General features: G+C 37.8%; 18 protein-coding genes. 2 read left to right on the top strand and 16 right to left on the bottom strand.

All coding sequences use genetic code 11. The features are described 5' to 3' along the window. The 15 genes from ACFPA1_RS24980 to ACFPA1_RS24910 form a co-directional block, all read right to left on the bottom strand. The gene (locus ACFPA1_RS24980; RefSeq protein ID WP_378586799.1) at positions 1-1,227 is read right to left on the bottom strand and encodes a glycosyltransferase; all 1,227 of its coding nucleotides are present in this window, start codon (positions 1,225-1,227) and stop codon (positions 1-3) included. A gap of 2 nt (positions 1,228-1,229) precedes the next feature. Further along, entirely contained in the window at positions 1,230-2,354 is a 1,125-nt protein-coding gene (gene wecB / locus ACFPA1_RS24975) for a non-hydrolyzing UDP-N-acetylglucosamine 2-epimerase (RefSeq protein WP_378586796.1), read from the bottom strand. Positions 2,355-2,357: 3 nt separating this feature from the next. Next, a complete protein-coding gene (locus ACFPA1_RS24970) occupies positions 2,358-3,467 on the bottom strand; it encodes a capsular polysaccharide biosynthesis protein CapF (protein ID WP_378586793.1) in 1,110 nt (369 codons plus the stop codon). A gap of 16 nt (positions 3,468-3,483) precedes the next feature. Beyond that, a complete protein-coding gene (locus tag ACFPA1_RS24965) occupies positions 3,484-4,521 on the bottom strand; it encodes a polysaccharide biosynthesis protein (RefSeq protein WP_378586790.1) in 1,038 nt (345 codons plus the stop codon). A gap of 3 nt (positions 4,522-4,524) precedes the next feature. Continuing rightward, positions 4,525-5,754, bottom strand: coding sequence for a glycosyltransferase family 4 protein (locus ACFPA1_RS24960; RefSeq protein ID WP_378586787.1), 1,230 nt, complete (start codon positions 5,752-5,754; stop codon positions 4,525-4,527). Positions 5,755-5,819: 65 nt separating this feature from the next. Further along, a complete protein-coding gene (locus ACFPA1_RS24955; RefSeq protein WP_378586784.1) occupies positions 5,820-6,881 on the bottom strand; it encodes a GNAT family N-acetyltransferase in 1,062 nt (353 codons plus the stop codon). A gap of 29 nt (positions 6,882-6,910) precedes the next feature. Further along, on the bottom strand, positions 6,911-7,864 hold the full coding sequence (locus ACFPA1_RS24950) for an aminotransferase class V-fold PLP-dependent enzyme (protein WP_378586781.1): 954 nt from the start codon (positions 7,862-7,864) through the stop codon (positions 6,911-6,913). Then, positions 7,854-8,348, bottom strand: coding sequence for a GNAT family N-acetyltransferase (locus tag ACFPA1_RS24945; protein ID WP_378586778.1), 495 nt, complete (start codon positions 8,346-8,348; stop codon positions 7,854-7,856). Before ACFPA1_RS24945 ends, ACFPA1_RS24950 begins: the two co-directional genes overlap by 11 nt. Beyond that, a complete protein-coding gene (locus ACFPA1_RS24940; protein ID WP_378586775.1) occupies positions 8,323-8,988 on the bottom strand; it encodes a sugar transferase in 666 nt (221 codons plus the stop codon). The genes ACFPA1_RS24945 and ACFPA1_RS24940 overlap by 26 nt, the downstream gene beginning before the upstream one ends. Continuing rightward, positions 8,949-10,103, bottom strand: coding sequence for a DegT/DnrJ/EryC1/StrS family aminotransferase (locus tag ACFPA1_RS24935; RefSeq protein ID WP_378586772.1), 1,155 nt, complete (start codon positions 10,101-10,103; stop codon positions 8,949-8,951). Before ACFPA1_RS24935 ends, ACFPA1_RS24940 begins: the two co-directional genes overlap by 40 nt. 140 nt (positions 10,104-10,243) lie before the next feature. Beyond that, entirely contained in the window at positions 10,244-11,125 is an 882-nt protein-coding gene (gene galU, locus ACFPA1_RS24930; protein ID WP_378586946.1) for a UTP--glucose-1-phosphate uridylyltransferase GalU, read from the bottom strand. A 75-nt stretch (positions 11,126-11,200) separates the two neighbouring features. Then, on the bottom strand, positions 11,201-13,027 hold the full coding sequence (locus tag ACFPA1_RS24925) for a polysaccharide biosynthesis protein (RefSeq protein WP_378586769.1): 1,827 nt from the start codon (positions 13,025-13,027) through the stop codon (positions 11,201-11,203). Between the two features lie 327 nt (positions 13,028-13,354). Further along, positions 13,355-14,119 (bottom strand): tyrosine-protein phosphatase, encoded by a 765-nt coding sequence (locus tag ACFPA1_RS24920; RefSeq protein ID WP_378586766.1) that lies wholly within the window; start codon positions 14,117-14,119, stop codon positions 13,355-13,357. Between the two features lie 98 nt (positions 14,120-14,217). Further along, positions 14,218-14,934 carry a CpsD/CapB family tyrosine-protein kinase gene (locus ACFPA1_RS24915; RefSeq protein WP_378586763.1) on the bottom strand — a complete coding sequence of 239 codons (717 nt, stop codon included), beginning with the start codon at positions 14,932-14,934 and terminating at the stop codon, positions 14,218-14,220. Further along, positions 14,924-15,673: a YveK family protein gene (locus ACFPA1_RS24910; RefSeq protein ID WP_378586760.1), complete on the bottom strand. Its 750-nt coding sequence runs from the start codon at positions 15,671-15,673 to the stop codon at positions 14,924-14,926. Before ACFPA1_RS24910 ends, ACFPA1_RS24915 begins: the two co-directional genes overlap by 11 nt. A 230-nt stretch (positions 15,674-15,903) precedes the next feature. Here ACFPA1_RS24910 and ACFPA1_RS24905 point away from each other — a divergent pair, with 230 nt between their 5' ends. After that, positions 15,904-16,752 carry an SGNH/GDSL hydrolase family protein gene (locus ACFPA1_RS24905; protein ID WP_378586757.1) on the top strand — a complete coding sequence of 283 codons (849 nt, stop codon included), beginning with the start codon at positions 15,904-15,906 and terminating at the stop codon, positions 16,750-16,752. Positions 16,753-16,941: 189 nt separating this feature from the next. Here ACFPA1_RS24905 and ACFPA1_RS24900 read toward each other — a convergent pair whose 3' ends face one another. After that, positions 16,942-17,094 carry a hypothetical protein gene (locus tag ACFPA1_RS24900; RefSeq protein ID WP_378586754.1) on the bottom strand — a complete coding sequence of 51 codons (153 nt, stop codon included), beginning with the start codon at positions 17,092-17,094 and terminating at the stop codon, positions 16,942-16,944. A 229-nt stretch (positions 17,095-17,323) separates the two neighbouring features. Here ACFPA1_RS24900 and ACFPA1_RS24895 point away from each other — a divergent pair, with 229 nt between their 5' ends. Next, complete coding sequence (locus ACFPA1_RS24895) at positions 17,324-18,568, top strand: LysM peptidoglycan-binding domain-containing protein (RefSeq protein ID WP_378586751.1); 1,245 nt, start codon at positions 17,324-17,326, stop codon at positions 18,566-18,568. Positions 18,569-18,697 lie beyond the last annotated feature (129 nt).

The following is an 18,697-nucleotide window of genomic DNA, read 5'->3' as shown; positions in this document are numbered from 1 at the left end:
CTATAACTGATTTACCATTTTTAGTATTTTTTCTCCCTGTTTTGTACTATTTTTTTGAGTCAATACAAATTCTTTTGCTAGATTTCCTTTATTATTTAATTCTATCTTGTCTTTTGACAACACATCCCTTAGGGCGTTATAAAGTCCATCTTCAGTTTCCATAACAGGATAAATATAGTCATAATACTCTTCAGGAATTCCGTCCAACTTATAAGCAATTACTGGTCTTCCTGATGACATATATTCCATGATTTTAGAAGGAAAACTATACTTAGTATATTCTTCATTGTTGGGTCTAGGGTTTACTAAGACTGTTGAAGACTTTTGAAGCTGAAGTACTTCTTCTCTTTTCAGTAACCCTTTATAGACAATTCTCTTGTCTCTTCGACTCTCTTTTCGGATAAAATCTTCAGCTTCACCTGAACCACATATTATTAATCTATATTTATCTCCCTTTAACTTTTTAAATGCAGATACTAAATCAAGTATTCCATATTTTTCAATTAGCCCACCACTATATAGAACCGTTTTTATTTCTTCTTCAATAGGAATAGGGGAAATTTTTTCAAATAAATTAGTAGAAATACCTTCTACTACAACAGATGGAGAACTTATATTTAATGCTTGACGCATATATTCTGTTAAAAGAACATAACTGTCAATATACTTCGCGTCTAAATCTATACTTTTTATCTCAATTTTCTTTAAGATATTGTATACCTTACTATTATTTGTTAGATTCATATATTGTGGTAAATCCGGAACAATTAGACAAGTTTTAACTTCGCTATTTAAAGTTTTAATATATCTTAACAGGCGTGTAAAAGTCGATGTCATAGCATAAGCGATAACTATTTTTTTCTTCCCGTTATTTGTTTGTGCCCAATTTTTAACATATGGTTTTAATGAAAAATATCTACTTAAATTCTTTACTCCAGTTATATTTAAAAACCCAACATTAATATCTTCTGGAAAAGTATTAATGGTGTGGGAAAATTTATGAGTTTTAATATACATTTTCTTATATCGTTTAGGAAAGGAACCGATATAGAGTGAATTCAATATTTTTACTTTCTCAGTTCGGTTTGCATCTAAACCATCTACAATACTCCATTGCAAATTATTAGCAGCATTTTGAACATTACCAATTGAGTTTTGTAATATTTCTTTTTCCTTTTCTTTTGGGAATAGCCCACCTATAAATAGAACATCCAAGTTGTCATACAATTCTACTTCCCCCAAACAACCCTATTAATATAGTCTGTATAAGATAATATTATTCTTAAAACCTTATCAGACACATTAGGCATACTATAATCCCCAACAAGTCTTAGAGTATCTTTCTCTTGAGTTTCTAGTATCTCGAGCCCTTGTAAGATACGCTCTTTTCCAAGCCCAACCATTATTACAGATGCCTCTTCCATAGCCTCAGGTCTTTCGTGAGCTTCTCTAATATTTAGTGCTCTAAATCCAAGAATAGAAGATTCTTCACTAATTGTCCCGCTATCACTTAGAACAGTTTTAGCCTTAATTTGAAGCTTATTATAATCATTAAATCCAAGTGGTCTTAATGTTCTTACCATTTGATTAAATTCAATCCCTTTATCTTCAATCATTTTTCTCGTTCTTGGATGCGTACTAACAATAACAGGCATATTATACTTTTCAGCAATAGCATTCAAGCTTTTGACTAAGTTTAAGAAGTTTACTTCAGAGTTAATATTTTCTTCCCTATGAGCAGATACAACGAAGTATTTTCCTTCTTCCAGCCCTAGTCTTTCAAGTACATCTGATGCTTTAATATCATCTTTTCTAGAATTTAAGACCTCAAACATAGGGCTCCCAGTCTTAATAATACGATCGGAAGGAAATCCTTCTCTTAAAAGATATTCTCTTGCAATATCACTGTAGGTTAAATTTATATCTGCTGTATGATCTACAATCTTTCTGTTAGTTTCTTCCGGTACTCTTTGGTCAAAGCATCTATTTCCAGCCTCCATATGGAATATAGGAATATGCCTTCTTTTAGCTGCAATTGCTGTTAAACAGCTGTTTGTATCACCAAGAACCAAGAAAGCATCTGGCTTTACCTCTTCAAAAATTGGATCAATTTTAACCAGAATATTACCGATAGTTTCTACAGCTGTTCCCGTAGCTGCATTAAGAAAATAATCTGGTTTCTTTAAATTAAAATCCTTAAAAAACACCTCATTTAATTCATAATCATAATTTTGTCCTGTATGAACAAGTATATGTTCAATTGCATTTGATTGTTCTAATTTATTTATAACAGCTGATAATCTTATAATCTCAGGTCTAGTACCAACGACTGTCATAACTTTTAATTTCTTCATTAATTATACCTCCACGAAATAAGTGTCCGGCTTTTCCGGATCAAAGCACTCATTTGCCCACATTACTGTTACGAGATCACTTTCCCCAACATTTACTATTGAATGCGTATATCCAGTAGGAATATCTACAACCTGTAGCTTTTCTCCACTTACTCTATACTCAATAATTTCTTCTCCATCTATTTTTCTAAAACGAATTAAACCTTCTCCACTAACAACTAAAAATTTCTCATTTTTAGTGTGATGCCAATGGTTTCCTTTTGTAATCCCTGGCTTTGAAACATTTACAGAAACTTGTCCTCTTTCAGGTGTTCTCATAAATTCTGTAAAAGAACCTCTATGATCAGAATTTATTTTAAGATCATAAGAAAACTGATCTTCTGGTAAAAAGCTTAAGTAAGTACTATAAAGCTTTTTAGTTAAAGCATCCCCCATATTAGGGATACTTAAATTTGTTCTGGTTTCTTGAAAGCTCTTTATAAGATCCGCTAAATCTCCAAGTTTAATATTATGTGTTACAGGTACAACACAGAAATCATCCTGAATAGTTGGCCTTCCCTCTAGAGCCCTAATAAACTCTTCTAATACATCATCTATATAACAAAGATTAAGCTCTGCATCTGGGTTGTTAATCTGTATATCTAAGCCACTAGCTATATTATGACAAAATGTAGCTACTACTGTATTATAGTTTGGTTTGCTCCACTTACCAAATAAATTTGGGAGCCGATATACATATACTTTAGCATCAGTCTCATAATAATAATTTAATAATAAATCCTCTCCAGCTTTCTTACTTCTACCATATGGATTATCCTTTTCTGCTTGAATAGAAGAAGTTAGAAGCACAGGGGCTTTATTATTATGTTTTTTTAATAATTCTAGTAATTGAGAAGTTAAACCAAAATTACCTTCCATAAATTCCTTTTCAGCTTTTGGTCTATTAACTCCAGCTAGATGAAAGATAAAATCACATTCTTTTGTGTACTTCTCAAGTAGTGAAGGATCACTTTCCCTAGTAAACTCAAATATATCGTTATACCCGTTGTTTTTAAGCTCTGCGATAAGATTTTTTCCTACAAACCCTTTTGCTCCTGTAACAAGAATATTCATTACTCAAAACCACCCTTTAATTCATAACTGGAACTTTTTTATTCCACTCTTTTAATTCATTTTGTACATAATCTAATTCAAGTAGTCTTTCTTTAATTTGTTCAATGGTAAGGATTTGTGTATTATCCGAATTATACTCTTCTACACTAGTAAGCTTTTGATCTCCCTCTGCAAAATACTTATCATAGTTAAGGTCTCTTTGATCAGCAGGAACTTTATAGAAACCGGGTAAGTCTTCTGCCTTTACATATTCCTCTTTGGTAAGAAGTGTTTCATAACGTTTTTCTCCATGGCGGGTTCCAATGATTTTTATTTCATTATCCGCATCAAATAATTCTTTTACAGCTTGAGCAAGGTCTCCAATAGTGCTAGCCGGGGATTTTTGAACCATGATATCGCCTGCCCCAGCATAATGAAATGCAAATACCACTAACTCTACTGCTTCTTCTAAACTCATAAGAAATCTTGTCATATTAGGATCCGTTACCGTTAAAGGCCGGCCACTCTTAATTTGTTCAATAAATAATGGTATAACCGACCCTCGTGACGCCATCACATTGCCGTATCTAGTTCCACAAATTAGTGTCCTTTCAGGATCAACAGTTTTTGATTTGGCTACAAATACTTTTTCCATCATCGCTTTTGAAATACCCATCGCATTAATTGGATAAGCTGCCTTATCTGTCGAGAGACAAATAACTTTTTTAACTCCATACTCAATAGCAGCTGTTAATACATTGTCTGTACCCATCACATTTGTTTTTACCGCTTCAAGAGGGAAGAACTCACAAGATGGAACCTGCTTTAGTGCTGCTGCATGAAATATATAATCCACTCCGTACATAGCATTTTTAACACTGGCTAAATCTCTTACATCCCCAATGTAAAACTTTAACTTGTCATTTTTATAAAGTTTTCTCATATCATCTTGCTTTTTCTCATCGCGGGAGAAAATTCGAATTTCCTTTATTTCAGTATCAAGAAATCTTTCCATTACAGCATTTCCAAAAGAACCTGTTCCACCTGTAATAAGTAGAGTTTTATTTTTGAACATTTCCTAACTCCTCCTACTTGTACATTTTTTATAAGCACTCATAATCCGTCCATAAGCAATTTTTGTATCAAAATGCTTTTCTAAATATTTTCTACTTAACTTCCCTTTTTCTTGGATAACCTTTGGATTAGAAATTATTTCTTCAATAATACTTCCGTAGCTATGGACTTCACTACTTTCACACCACCATCCAAATTCTCCATTTAATATAACTTCCCCAAGATCAGTATTTCTATCTGTAGCAGCTAACACCGGCATACTATGATTCATATAATCTAGTAATCGCGAAGGGAAATTTGGTATATTAAATCGATGATCTAAGAAAAGCAAGCCAACATCACATGCATCAAGCAATTGGCTGTATTCATTCTTGTTCAAACTATCAATAACTGTAATGTAATTGCTATCTGCACTTTCTGCATATTCTTTTATTTTAAAGAAATCTGTTCCAGAGCCACACATTACAAAATGAATATTAGCCTTTCCTGCATTATGAATTAATACTTGAATAATATAGTTAACATCTTGGGGCTTACCAAAATTTCCACCGTAAACAAGTATTAATTTATCTTGTGGTAAATTAAATTTCGATCTTAGTAATTTCTTATCAGTATTTTTAATAGCCAAAGGATTAATCGTATTAGGACAAACCTCAATTCTCTCGTTATCTAAATAGGAATTATTTCTTTTTATAAATTCAACATTTGCTTCTGACATACAACCAATAAAGTCAGATTGTAAATAAAGCTCTTTTTCTTTAACCGAAAAGTACTTAGTTAAAATACCCTTCGCCCCAGCTTTTTCAAGTATTCCAATATCTATTGCATTTTGTGGAAAAATATCTTTTAACATAAGATAAGAAAAGGCATTATCTCGCTTCTTTATAAATGAAACAGTATTTGCTATTGTAATTGGCGGAGTAGAGTAAAGAACTAGGTCAAACTTCACATTACCAAAATACCTTTTTATTGCTTTTCTAAACTGATACCCAATAAGCACAGTTGAAATGCCTTTTTCAATTAGATTAGTTTTTGTGATGTTTCCAGTTTTTACCCGAAGTACTTTTATTCCATGTTCAATCTTCATTTCAGTGGGTAGACCAGAGCGTCTTTCTCGTTGGCAGACAACATGTACCGAATGACCATTGTCTCGAAAATATCTTAGTAAATCTGGATAAACAGCATTTTCACCCAAATCAGTTAATCCACCAATTGAAAGAAATATTACTTTCATTACTTATCCCGCCTTCTCAACACTATTAACCGCACGTAAAACGATTAATAAAATATAATTAAGTCCTACCCTCTATATGCCGGAAAAAATAATATATTTGCATCATAATCCTCTTCCTGGCAACGGATTCTAACTAATTCATTATATTTATCTTTATCAAAAATTTTCTTACCAATATAGAAGTCTTGAATTCCATTTGGTGCCAAGCTCTTTTTATACTTAAAAATACCATCATCTTCTCCATAGCCACCACCAAGGACAAATCTTTTAAGCCCCTTTTCTTTCGCCCACTTAATAATCTCGTATTTTAAAAAAGTATTAACTTGTAGATTAAAGTAATCTTGATTAGTGCCCCCAAGAAATGAATAGCAGTTCTCTTGGCCATATAATACAAGTTCAGTAGAGATGATTATTCCTTCAAATAGTACATGTACATATACATAATTATCATTCATTTTATTAAGTTCTTTAAAAAACTCTTCTGAAAAGAAAAAATTATCTTGCGCATTATTTCGATCCATTGTTCCATAGTAAATCTCTAAAAATTCCTCTAACCTTTTTCCAGAATAATCTATCTCAACATCTAATTTAGCTTTATTAGCTTTTTTAAGGCTCTTACGAAACCTATGTTCAAAATCCATTAACATTTCATCCAGTGGCAATTCCAAGGTGCGGACTACATTTCGTGTGTGAGTTTCAAAAGAACCACTGAACCAGGATTGATATTCGTTGAACAAGTGAAATCTAACAAATTCACTTACAAATCCCTGTTCCCTACAATAAAAATCATAGGCTTTATTAACTTCATCATAATTTCTACCTTCAATCAAAAAGCCCCCATAACCATAAGGTGTGGATAAATCAAAATAAGTATTCATTGGTAACTTATCCTTGAAGGGTTTAGCGCAAGCAATATCCCGTTTCATTACAACGTTCATGGCTCTCGTACTACCATCATCGTAATAAAATAGTAGAGGTTCGCCATCGCCGTGAAGTTGGAATGCCTTAACGTAGTTGCTTAAATAGTTTACATCATAGTTTTTAAAACTTTTTACAATTTCATCCCATTTTTCATCTTCTGTTATGTCAATAATTGAGAAATTTTTTATCTTTGTTGACATTAACATATTTATCCAAATACCTCCTTATGTTAAACCTAGCAGCTTGTTTCCTTACAATACTTCACTAATAAATTAATCATATCTTGATATTTATCTTTATTAACATCTTGATGTACGGGTAAATTCATAATACATTTAGAAAGATCCAAGCTCACTTGATATTCAGGACTTCTGAGTGGTTCAATTAGCGTGTGATATAGGCTAACTACTCCATAACCTGACTCATTCATCAACTCATAAATCTTATCTCTATTTCCACAAGTAATACGAATAGGAAAAGTTTGGGGTACAGTCTCTAACACTAAATGCTCTTTAAGTGGGGTAAAATATTCTGTAACGCCTTCCTCTCGAATAATACTTGCTAAAGTCAGGTAATTTTCTCTTCTTATATTTGCTATTTTACTTACATCGTATATCCAAGGGTTATACTGTGTTTCACTTATACTACGACCATTATATTTAAGTTCGCTCAATAGTTTATTTCTTACTATTAAACTCCCCCCAGCTTTGAATGGAAACATTTTATGCAGTGAAAAGAATGTTGCATCCGAATAATTATCCTGAGTATTAAGATAAGTGAAATACCCATGAGCATTATCTTCAATAAGCCATCCTGAATATTTTTTTACAATATCGGCAACATCTTTAATACACTTATCAACAAACCCAAAATAATTTACTGCTAGAACTGCAAATTTATCACTACCTAGGTCTTCTATTCTTTGAGATAGATCATCTAGGTTTATATTTAAATCAGTCGTCATCTTGTAATATTGAACAGTTAACCCTTCTAGGTTGTTAATTGGATCAAATATCCCACTTCCTTCTCTAGGGGACCAGCCAATGTAACCTGGTAATAATAAAGTATCAATCTTGTTGTTATTTTTCATATTATTTAAAAGGTCAAACATTCCCTCACGTGCACTGTTATAGTAGAACTCATGCACTCTGTAATTGTCTTTGTTAACTGCAATTTTATCAATTACCATCAATATCACCTAGTTCCTTTTCAAGTTGAACGCGTTCAATTGAAAAGCCGTTTGCTTTGTAAAATTTCATTGTATTTTCATTTTCAAATGTTGCCATCAAGTCAATTTTTTTGATATTTTCTCGAATAGAATAATCCTCAAGATACTTTAATAACTTTGTACCAATGCCACCTGACCTTACTTCAGAATTCACAACTATATGTCCAATGTGCACCCTGCTATCACCAAGAAATTCTCTTTTGTGAGCCCAAAGAAAACCAATTATTTTTTCATTGTCAAAAGCTCCAATTAAGATAGCTGAATCATTCTTCTTAAAACGAAGCATATCATCATAACTATCTATTGCATACTTGGTTAAATTGTTCATATTAGGTAAATTTATCTTTAGATTATCCTCTAATAGTTCAATTAAATTCTCTTTATTTCCAATAAGTTCTTCTTCATTAATAAATCCGACCTCAATATTTCTGTTCTTTAAAAACATAGTCAAATTCCTCTTTCCTCTCGACATCCAAATCCTTCAGAATATGTTCTGTTCCAACCAAGATATCCTTTCTCTGAAATACTACTAAAATAGTATTAATTAAGATTTTGATATCTAATGTTAATGAAAGGTTATTTACATAATCAACATCTGTTTTGAAGCGGTCATCCCAAGTAAGAGCATTTCTCCCGTTGATTTGAGCTAACCCTGTAATTCCAGGCCTTACTTTGCTTCTTAGCCTTTCTTCTTCACGATAATATGGCAAATACCTAATCAACAATGGTCTAGGTCCAACTACCGACATATCCCCTTTTAGGATGTTAAATAGTTCAGGTAACTCATCGAGTGAAGTAGATCTCAAAAACTTTCCAAACTCTGTCAACCTAACACTATCAGGAAGTAACTTCCCATTCTCATCTCTTTCATCCGTCATCGTCCTAAACTTATACATCATAAAAATCTTTTCATTCAATCCAGGCCTTTTTTGTTTAAATAACACCGGACTCCCTAACTTTACTCTCACAAGAATAGCAACAATTAAAAATATCGGACTAAGAACTACTATAGCAATCAATGATAATATAAAATCCATCGGTCTTTTTAGGAACCTGCGATAGATGCCACCTTTTGATCTTTCCATTCCTCAACCCACAACCCTTTAATAATCTTTACAACTCTATCTAAATCTTGATCCGTCATTTTCGTATCTGACGGCAAACAAACCCCATTTTCAAACAATTCTTCAGAAACTCCATTACCAATAAAATCAAATTTTTCGAAGAATGGCTGCATATGCATTGGCTTCCAAATCGGCCTTGACTCAATATTCTCTTTCTCAAGGGCCTCCATAATATCTAAAGGTTTAACCTTCCCGTTCAATGTCATACTACTTAGCCAATAATTAGGCTTATTCCATTCATTAGCAGGCATAAACTCAACACCTTCGAGTCCACCTAGTTCTCTCTTATAAAAATCATAAATGTAATTCTTTCTTTCAACTCTTTGGTCCAATACCTTTAACTGCCCTCTGCCTATACCAGCAACAACATTACTCATTCGGTAATTAAATCCTAACTCGCTATGTTGATAATGCCTTGCTTGGTCTCTAGATTGTGTGGCCCAAAATCTGACCTTTGCAATTCTCTCTGAGTTATTGGAAACAAGCATTCCACCACCTGATGTAGTAATAATCTTGTTGCCATTAAAAGAAAAAATCCCATAGTCGCCAAATGTACCCGTATGTTGCCCTTTGTAATAAGTCCCTAAGGATTCAGCGGCATCCTCTATTAAAACAACTTTATGCTTTTTACAAAGCTCTACTATTTTATCCATATCCGCAGATAAACCATATAAATGAACAACAATGACTGCCTTAACATTAGGATACTTTTCAAAAGCTTCTTCCAATGCTTTGGGGCACATATTCCAAGTTTCTTTATCACTATCTATAAAAACTGGAATGGCATTTTGATAGATGATCGGATTGGCTGTTGCCGAAAATGTTAACGATTGGCAGAAAACAATGTCTCCTTCACCAACTCCAGCCGCTTTAAGAGCCAAATGAATTGCAGCAGTTCCAGAAGTTAATGCCGCAGCATCTTTTGAACCAACCTTTGTTGCTAGTTCTTTTTCAAATTGATTAACGTTTTCCCCAAGAGGAGCAATCCAATTCGTATCGAAAGCTTCAAATACATATTTCATTTCATAACCTTCATCACTCATATGGGGTGATGATAGGAATATTCTATCTGCCATTTTTATAACTTCCTTTCCAATTTAGTAGCCTAGTACTTAGTTCAAAGACCATTCCTATTTAACCAACTACTAATCCACTAAAATCCTCAATGTAATACCCATGCACATAAAAAGCTACTAATATGTGCATGGGTAAAATTTTATTTCACCTTTATTTCATCCATTATTTGATCAAGATAAGCAATTAACTCGGATCTTAACTCAAAATCCTGTAGTGCCATCTCTATTGTTGTTTTTACAAACCCTAATTTCTCTCCAACATCATAACGTTTACCTTCAAAATCATAAGCAAACACTCGTTGGATTTGATTTAATTTTTGAATGGCATCTGTTAATTGAATTTCTCCACCAGCACCTGTTTCTTGCTGGTCTAAGAGCATAAAGATTTCTGGGGTGAGAATATAACGACCCATAATTGCCAAATTAGAAGGAGCAGTTCCTTGCTTAGGCTTCTCTACAAAATTACTAACTTGGTATCTTCTACCCTCTTGTATCGATGGGTCAACAATTCCATACCGGTGTGTTTCATTATCAGGAACGGTCTGAACCCCAATAACAGATGACCGAGTTTCTTCATATATATTAATAAGCTGTCTTAAGCAAGGAGTTTCACTTTGAACAATATCGTCACCAAGCAAAACCGCAAACGGCTCGTCACCAATAAAATTTCTTGCACACCATACGGCATGCCCTAAACCTTTTGGCTCTTTCTGCCGTATATAATGTATATCGGCTAAATTTGTGGAATAGCGGACTTTGTCGAGTAAGTCAGTTTTTCCTTTTTCGATTAAGTTTTGTTCAAGCTCAGGGGCAAAATCGAAATGGTCTTCAATGGCCCGCTTTCCTTTACCTGTCACAATAATAATATCTTCGATACCAGAAGCTACCGCTTCTTCAACGATATATTGAATCGTTGGTTTATCAACAATTGGCAACATTTCTTTTGGCATCGCTTTTGTAGCAGGCAGGAAACGTGTTCCTAAGCCTGCTGCTGGAATAATCGCTTTACGTACTTTTTTCATTTTCATTTCTTCACCTTCAAATATTTTTACGGTCAAAAATTTATCGAAACAATCGAAATCTCTATCAAGAAACGATTAATAGGCAACAGCTAATAACGAAGAAGTATCATACTTATTGTTAGCTACAGCAATCAACGTATCATGCATTTCCATTTCCGACATATTTAATAATTCGTTTATTAAACGATTTAAAACGTCGGCGTTAATCACATTGGCCTTCCCGATATGAATCTTAGGGAAAACCTGCTCTTGATGAATTTCATTGGCATTCAGCAGTTCCTCGTACATCTTCTCGCCTGGACGAAGACCTGTATATCGGATCCCGATTTCTTCTATTGAAAATCCAGATAATTTAATAAGGTTTTTAGCTAGATCGACAATCTTTACGGGCTCACCCATATCTAGGACAAATACTTCTCCCCCACGAGCAAGGGTGCCTGCCTGAATGACAAGCCGTGAAGCTTCAGGGATCGTCATAAAGTATCGTGTCATGTCTTGGTGAGTAACGGTAACTGGTCCGCCCGCTTGAATTTGCTTTTTAAATAATGGAATCACACTGCCGCGGCTGCCAAGTACGTTTCCAAACCGAACAGCAACAAATTTTGTCGAGCTTTGTTGCGCCAGACTCTGAATAATCAGCTCCGCAAACCGTTTCGTCGCACCCATCACGTTAGGTGGATTTACAGCCTTATCCGAAGAAATCAATACAAATGTATGAACACCGAATGTGTCCGCCGCTTCAGCCACATTCCTGGTCCCATAGATATTGTTTTTCACCGCTTCTCGCGGATTATATTCCATTAATGGAACATGTTTGTGTGCAGCAGCATGATATACGACAAACGGTTTGTGTTCTTCCATCACTTCAAAAATCCGGTTACGGTCCTGAATATCACCAATTACAGGAACAATCTCAATTTGTCCCTCGTATTGACGGCGTAGCTCCATATCAATCAAATAGATGCTATTCTCGCCATGCCCTACCAGGACAATTTTTCGAGGATTGAACTTACAAACCTGGCGACAGATTTCTGAACCGATCGAACCGCCTGCTCCAGTTACCAAAACTGTTTTTCCCGATACATATTCTGAAATACTATTAATATCCAACTCTACCGGTTCCCTGCCTAGTAAATCCTCCACCTGGACATCGCGGAATTCATTTACGGATAGTTTGCCAGTCATCAGGTCTTCCAGCTTTGGAATAATCTGCGTTTTCGCTTTAGTTTTTGCACATTCATCAAAGATGCGGTTGATTTCCTTTTTGCTTAAGGAAGGAATCGCAATGATGATGTTGACAATTTTATATTTTTCAACGGCCTTTACGATATCACTGGAATTCCCAACCACCGGAATGCCTAGGATATCCAATTTATACTTTCTTGGATCATCATCGATAAACGCCACCGGCTTTAAATCAATGTCATGATTATGAAGCAGCTGACGGGCCACCATCGTTCCGCCTGAACCGGCCCCGATAATCAGCGTTTTTCTGATATCTTTCTGTTTGTTCATGATGTTATCGCGGAACATTCTCCATGAAAAACGTGAACCCCCGATAAACAGGACATGGATCATCCAGGTGATCATCAATACCCGGACATAAATATTGTCAAACACGAGTTCCTGCATGACGGCCGCTGCCGCAATCGTCAGTGTCACGGCCTTTACAATCGCGATAAGTTCGCCCACACTCGCATATTGCCACGCTTTGTTATAAAGCTTGTAATAAAAAGCAAATAGATGATGGCAGATTAATAATGTCAGCGCGGTCACGAGCACAATCGGGCTCTCGAGAATTTGAATCATCGGATTAAGCGTCCAGTAGCTTATGTAGATTGCTGTCAGGATGATCGCCGAATCCAACAGCGCCAGTGTGGTCAGTCTCTTCCCATATGTCACCGATATTTTCCCCCTTTTTTTCTATGTATATTTGGATATCGTTTGGACAAAAAAATAAATACCTAATGGAAATGCAAGTGGTGATCACTTATCCTTTCATTAGATATTTATTGTTTTTTGTTTTATTTTTTAAACCGGGCATCTAACCCGCCCTCACATCATGCTCCTGACGACCTGCGTCTAAGGTCCCGCTCTTTGCCGAAGAGCGGTCCCACAGCATGACCGAGTGCCCCCATTGATAACGGACAGGGAAGCCTCGCCGTTCAAGGTATCAAGCCTTGAAATGAATGTTCAGTTTTGTTCAATCATTCCTATCGGCTTAATCGGTTAAAAGATACCAAAAAGCTTCTTCTTTTTAATCTTCTCGGGTACTTCTTTGTACACATGATACCCGTTCACGACATTGGCTGCATTTTCTTGCAAAAGGTAAACCATTTCATTGCCGTAGGTTTTTTGAATGATGTCGAAGGCCTCTCGGATCCGGAACGTGCGATTCTTCACATTGTGGGCATCAGAAGCGATAAAGTGCGTTAAGTTTGCTTCGATTAATTGCTGCGTGAAGCGTTTGATTTTTTTCCCAAAATCACCGCAGATACTGGCGGCAGTTACTTGGGTTAACGCACCTTTTTCCACCATTCGATAGAGGATATCCGGATTTTCGACAATTTGCAGGTTTCGTTCTGGATGGACAATAATCGGAATCAGCCCTTCCAGCTGCATATCATAAAACAGCTGATTGGCATAACGTGGGACGTGATTGGAGGGGAATTCCACCAATACATAATTCGTGTTGTGAATCGGCTGGATTTCGCCCTTTTTATGGCCCTCGAGCAGTTCGCCGTGGATGCGGACTTCCTGCCCTGGGACAATTTTCAGATCTATATTTTCTTGTTGTAATTGGCGGTTGAGCTCCACTGTTTTTTCCAAAATGATTTGTTTTGGGTTCTCGTACTGATTATTTAGATGATGAGGTGTCGCCACGATGGTTTGAATCCCTTGCTTGACTGCCGTTCTTGCCATCTCGATACTTTCTGACAATTCCCTTGCCCCATCATCGACCCCGGGCAAAATGTGACAATGTAGGTCAATCATCACCAACACTCTTTTCTGATAATTTCGTCATCCGTAACACTTTCCACTATATTACCACATTCATAGGGATAAAGTATGACGAATTTTGTCGACTGATGTTAATTTTTCGTGCCATATGCACCATAATAATAGTAATAGTCACTCTTCTGAACTTCTTTGTGATTTAATACCACACCTAACAGCTTGCTTTGGGCAGTTTCAAGCAATTCTTTCGCTTTCTTTGCCAGGTCGATTTCTGTTTTTTCACTATAGACCACCAAAATAGTGCCGTCGCACTGATTCGCTAGAATTTGCGGGTCTGCTACCGCTAGTAATGGCGGTGTGTCGAAGATCACATAATCGAATACGCTTTTGGCCTCTTCGATAAACTGCTCCATTGATTTAGAACTTAGAAGTTCCGCAGGGTTTGGTGGAATCGGTCCGCTTGTTAACACATAAAGATCCGGTTCTTCCGTCTCGTTGATTGTGTTTTCGAGCGTTCTTTGCTTGGTTAGGACCGTTGTAAAACCAAATAAATTGGTGACGCCAAACGTATGGTGAACGGTTGGTTTGCGCAGGTCAGCATCCACTAAGAGAACTTTTTTTCCAAGCTGGGCGAAGGTCACTGCCAGATTGGCTGCTGTTGTCGACTTTCCTTCGGCCGGACCGGAAGAGGTCACCATGATCACTCGGATTTCTTTATCGACCGATGAAAATTGAATATTGGTACGGACTGTCCGGTATTGCTCGGAAATCGGTGACTTTGGCGCAATCGATGTAATTAACTTACGGCTTGGGTCCTTCGTTATCTGTTTCTTTTTTCGTCTAAGAGCCATAAGTCTCACCTCTTACTGCTGTTTTTTTCGCGGCTCTGCGCTGCTTTAACTCTTCGATTTGCTGATCATCAATTTGGGCAATGATTCCCAGGATTGGCAGACCGAGTTCTTTTTCGACATCTTGTTCGTTTTTGATGGTGTTATCGAAATACTCTAGTAGGAAAGCCAGACCGACACCCGCCATTAAGCCAACTACTAAGGCGATGGCGACATTTAATAATGGTCTTGGTTTAACCGGCGATGGATTTTCCCCGGTTTGTGCTTTTGCCAGAATGCTGACGTTGTCGACATTCATGATCTTGACGATTTCCGATTGGAACACTTCTGCCGTTTTGTTGGCAATCAGGGCGGCCGTGTCCGGGTTCGAGTCCTGTACGGATACGTTGACGACCTGGGAATCCTTTTCACTGCCGACAGTGATTTTTTGATTTAATTGCGTTGCATTCAAGCCTAATTTAAGCTCGTCTGCCACGATATCTAAGATGGCCGGGCTTTTGATGATGACATTGTAGGTATTGATTAATTGCAGGTTTGTTTGTACTTCACTCGGACTGTACGCCGTTTGGTCATTTTTCGTTTGGTTAACAAGGATTTGCGTTGAAGCTTGGTAAATCGGGGTTAAGAAAAAGAAACTGACCACACCGCTGATGATGGCAGCAATGAGGGTGATGGATACAATTAATGCTAAACGCTTTTTCAACGTTTCGAGCAGCTCTTTTAAACTAATAGTCTCTTCCATTTCGTCCTCCTGAATAACTGAATACAATAGAGTATTATAGCATAATTTGTCATGTTTATGCGAAAATTGTCAAAGAAAACTCACTTACTCTATTAAACACCTTTTTGTAAGAAATTAGAAGAGAATTTAGGAATTTGGTAGGAATTTCAATTCATTAGGTTGCAGTTCTTGGGGACTTTTGAAGAATTAAGGAGAAAATTGGTAGTTTTCTGTTATAATAGGAGTGCAACATGGATTGGGGGTTATATATAAAGATGCAGAAAGTGATTGTGGCATTATTAGGGATTATTTTTATTATCGTTTTATATTTAGGGCAGTCCCACTGGAAACAGCAAATTGCGGATACCTCTGCGAATATGAAGACGGATTACTACACGACGCTTCAGAAGGAATATAAGAAGACGCGCGGGGCAGCTGCTGGTGGTGCCGGTTCGGCTGCAGCTAACGGGCAGGAGGATTTGGTTTCGTTAACGAAAAATTGGCCTTCTGGCGCTGTGGAGCGGTTCAAGAAGACGCTGGCTGATGGGTCCAAGTTTAAGATCTTGTTTGTCGGATCTGGGGCTATCGGCTCAGAAGGTGACGGGACTTTTCCGCTTGTGAAGAAACAGCTTGAGGATGCTTTTGGGGCGAAACATGTTGAAGTGGATTTGATTACATACAGCTCAAACTCCAGCCAATTTTTAAAGGACAATAAAGAGAAGGACGTTGCTGGAGTCGGGGCAGATTTGATTATTTATGAACCGTTTATTTTACAGAATAACGGGGCTGTCGGGATGGATAAGTCATTAGCGGATTTAACGGCCGTGATGGAGACTGTGAAGGCAGAGAAACCTGATGTGACCTTTATCCTGCAGCCTTCAATTCCCCTTTATAAGGCGAAAAATTACCCTGTACAGGTAGCCCAGCTGAAGGACTACGGAAAGAAAAACGGAATCGCCTACCTGGACCACTGGACAGCCTGGCCAGATGCAAATACCGAAGCGATTAAAGAGTACTTAACACCCAACCAGAGCGGACCAAGCGACAAAGGCGTACAACTATGGAGCGACGCTTTGACAGCCTATTTGATCAGTAAGTGATGCATGGGGACGGTTCTTTTGCATCATAATTAGTGAGTTATTGTTGAAGGCGGACTGAAAGGTTCGCTTTTTTTGATGCACGGGGACGGTTCTTCTGCCTCAAAAAGGCGGCGAGGAAAAGGACAGGCCCTCCGAAAAAGGGCACAAAAAAAACTGCCAGGTTGTAGTCCAGCAGTCTCCCATCTATTATTAAAGTGCTACCAAATGTCTAAGGTCTTCTTTTAAATCCTCGATTAACTGATTCAGGGAAATTTCATTTTCTTGCATGGCCTTGTCGTATGCTCTTTTGACAATCTCTGAAAAATCAGCTTTCACGCTGATATTCTCTGTATTTTTATCCACTCCGACCTGTCCCTCCATCATCTCATTGTTTTTCATAATAATAGAAAAGTAGCGGAATGTAAATAGATTTCCAGTTGAATTTTGTAGCAAATTTGTGAATATTGTAGAATTTTCTGTAGTGAGTGCCCTCTTTTGTTAATTTCTCACAAATTTTTCGACTTTCGAACAAAAAATTAGCAATCTATGGTAAAATACATAGAAAAATAGAAGAAAAAGAGGTGACTGTTTCGTGAGTAAAACCGTCGTTCGGGCTCTGTCGACAACCGCCCTACTCTCCATCGCCTATGCGGGCGCGGCCCATGCGGATACATATAAGGTACAAAAAGGCGACACCTTATCGAAAATCGCCAATACATATAAAACGACAGTAAATGATCTTAAATCGCTAAACGGGTTAAGTTCCGATCTTATTTATGCTGGACAAACCTTGCAGATTCCGGGCCCTGGTGCTAGTGCAGCTCCTGCTCCTGCCCCATCTCCATCTGCGCAGCCAGCGGCTACTTATACGGTTGTGAAGGGTGACGCCCTGATCAAGATTGCCAACCGCTTCAGCGTGACAGTCGGCGAGCTTCAACAGTGGAACGGCCTTAGCGGCACGTTGATTTTTCCAGGACAGGTATTGAAGGTCTCGGCTGGGGGTGTACCGGCTCCTGCGCCTGTGGTGGTTGTACCGCCGCCGGCTCCTACGACTCCCGCTCCGGCCCCTAGTGCAGCTGCGACGCAGGATTATACGATTGTCCCAGGCGACAGCCTGAGCAAAATTGCGCTAAAATTCGGAACTACCGTGGCGCAATTGAAGTCTTTGAACGGGTTAAGTTCTGATATGATTTATGCCGGACAAACGCTGAAGGTCCCTGGGCAGGGTGATGCCGCACAGCCAGCTGCTCCAGCCGTTCCCACGGCACCAGCGCCGGTGACTCCGCCTCCAGCGGCATCGGACGTTTCCAATTATGTGATCAAAAGCGGTGACACACTCGGTGCTATTGCTGCTAAATTCAACATCACTGTTCAGGAATTGAAGGCGCTAAACAATTTAACTTATGATATGATTTATGCCGGCCAGACGCTAAAGGTGCCAGGGCAGACGTCGGTATCCACACCAGCTGCCGATTTGGCCACGCAGATGATTTCCGTGGGCAAAAGCTTAATGGGCATCCCGTATGCCTGGGGCGGCAGCACGACGTCCGGCTTCGACTGCAGCGGCTTCATCTATTACGTGGCCAACCAAGCCGGCTACAAAATCAGCCGCACTTCCGCCGCCGGCTACTACGACCGCTCGTATTATGTAGACCAGCCTCGGGTGGGCGATTTGGTCTTTTTTGAGAATACCTATAAAAAAGGCATCTCCCATATCGGGATCTACCTGGGCAACGACCAGTTCATCCATGCCAACGACGGCACCGGCGTGACGATATCCAATTTAAAAAGTACGTATTACGCGTCGCACTTTGCTGCGTTTAAGCGGCTCTATTAAACTAGGTTTTCCAGCCAGCCCTATTGGTTATGGGGCTGGTTTTTTTGTGTTTGGAAAGAAAGTTGGGGTTTTTGGAAAGTAAACTATTGAATTTGGAAAGTATTTTGTTCGTAGTGGGAAGTAAATCGT

Origin of the sequence: Neobacillus sp. GCM10023253 (genome assembly GCF_042653105.1) — a bacterium.
Taxonomy (GTDB): domain Bacteria; phylum Bacillota; class Bacilli; order Bacillales; family Cytobacillaceae; genus Neobacillus; species Neobacillus citreus.
This window is presented reverse-complemented; position numbering and strand designations above follow the sequence as displayed.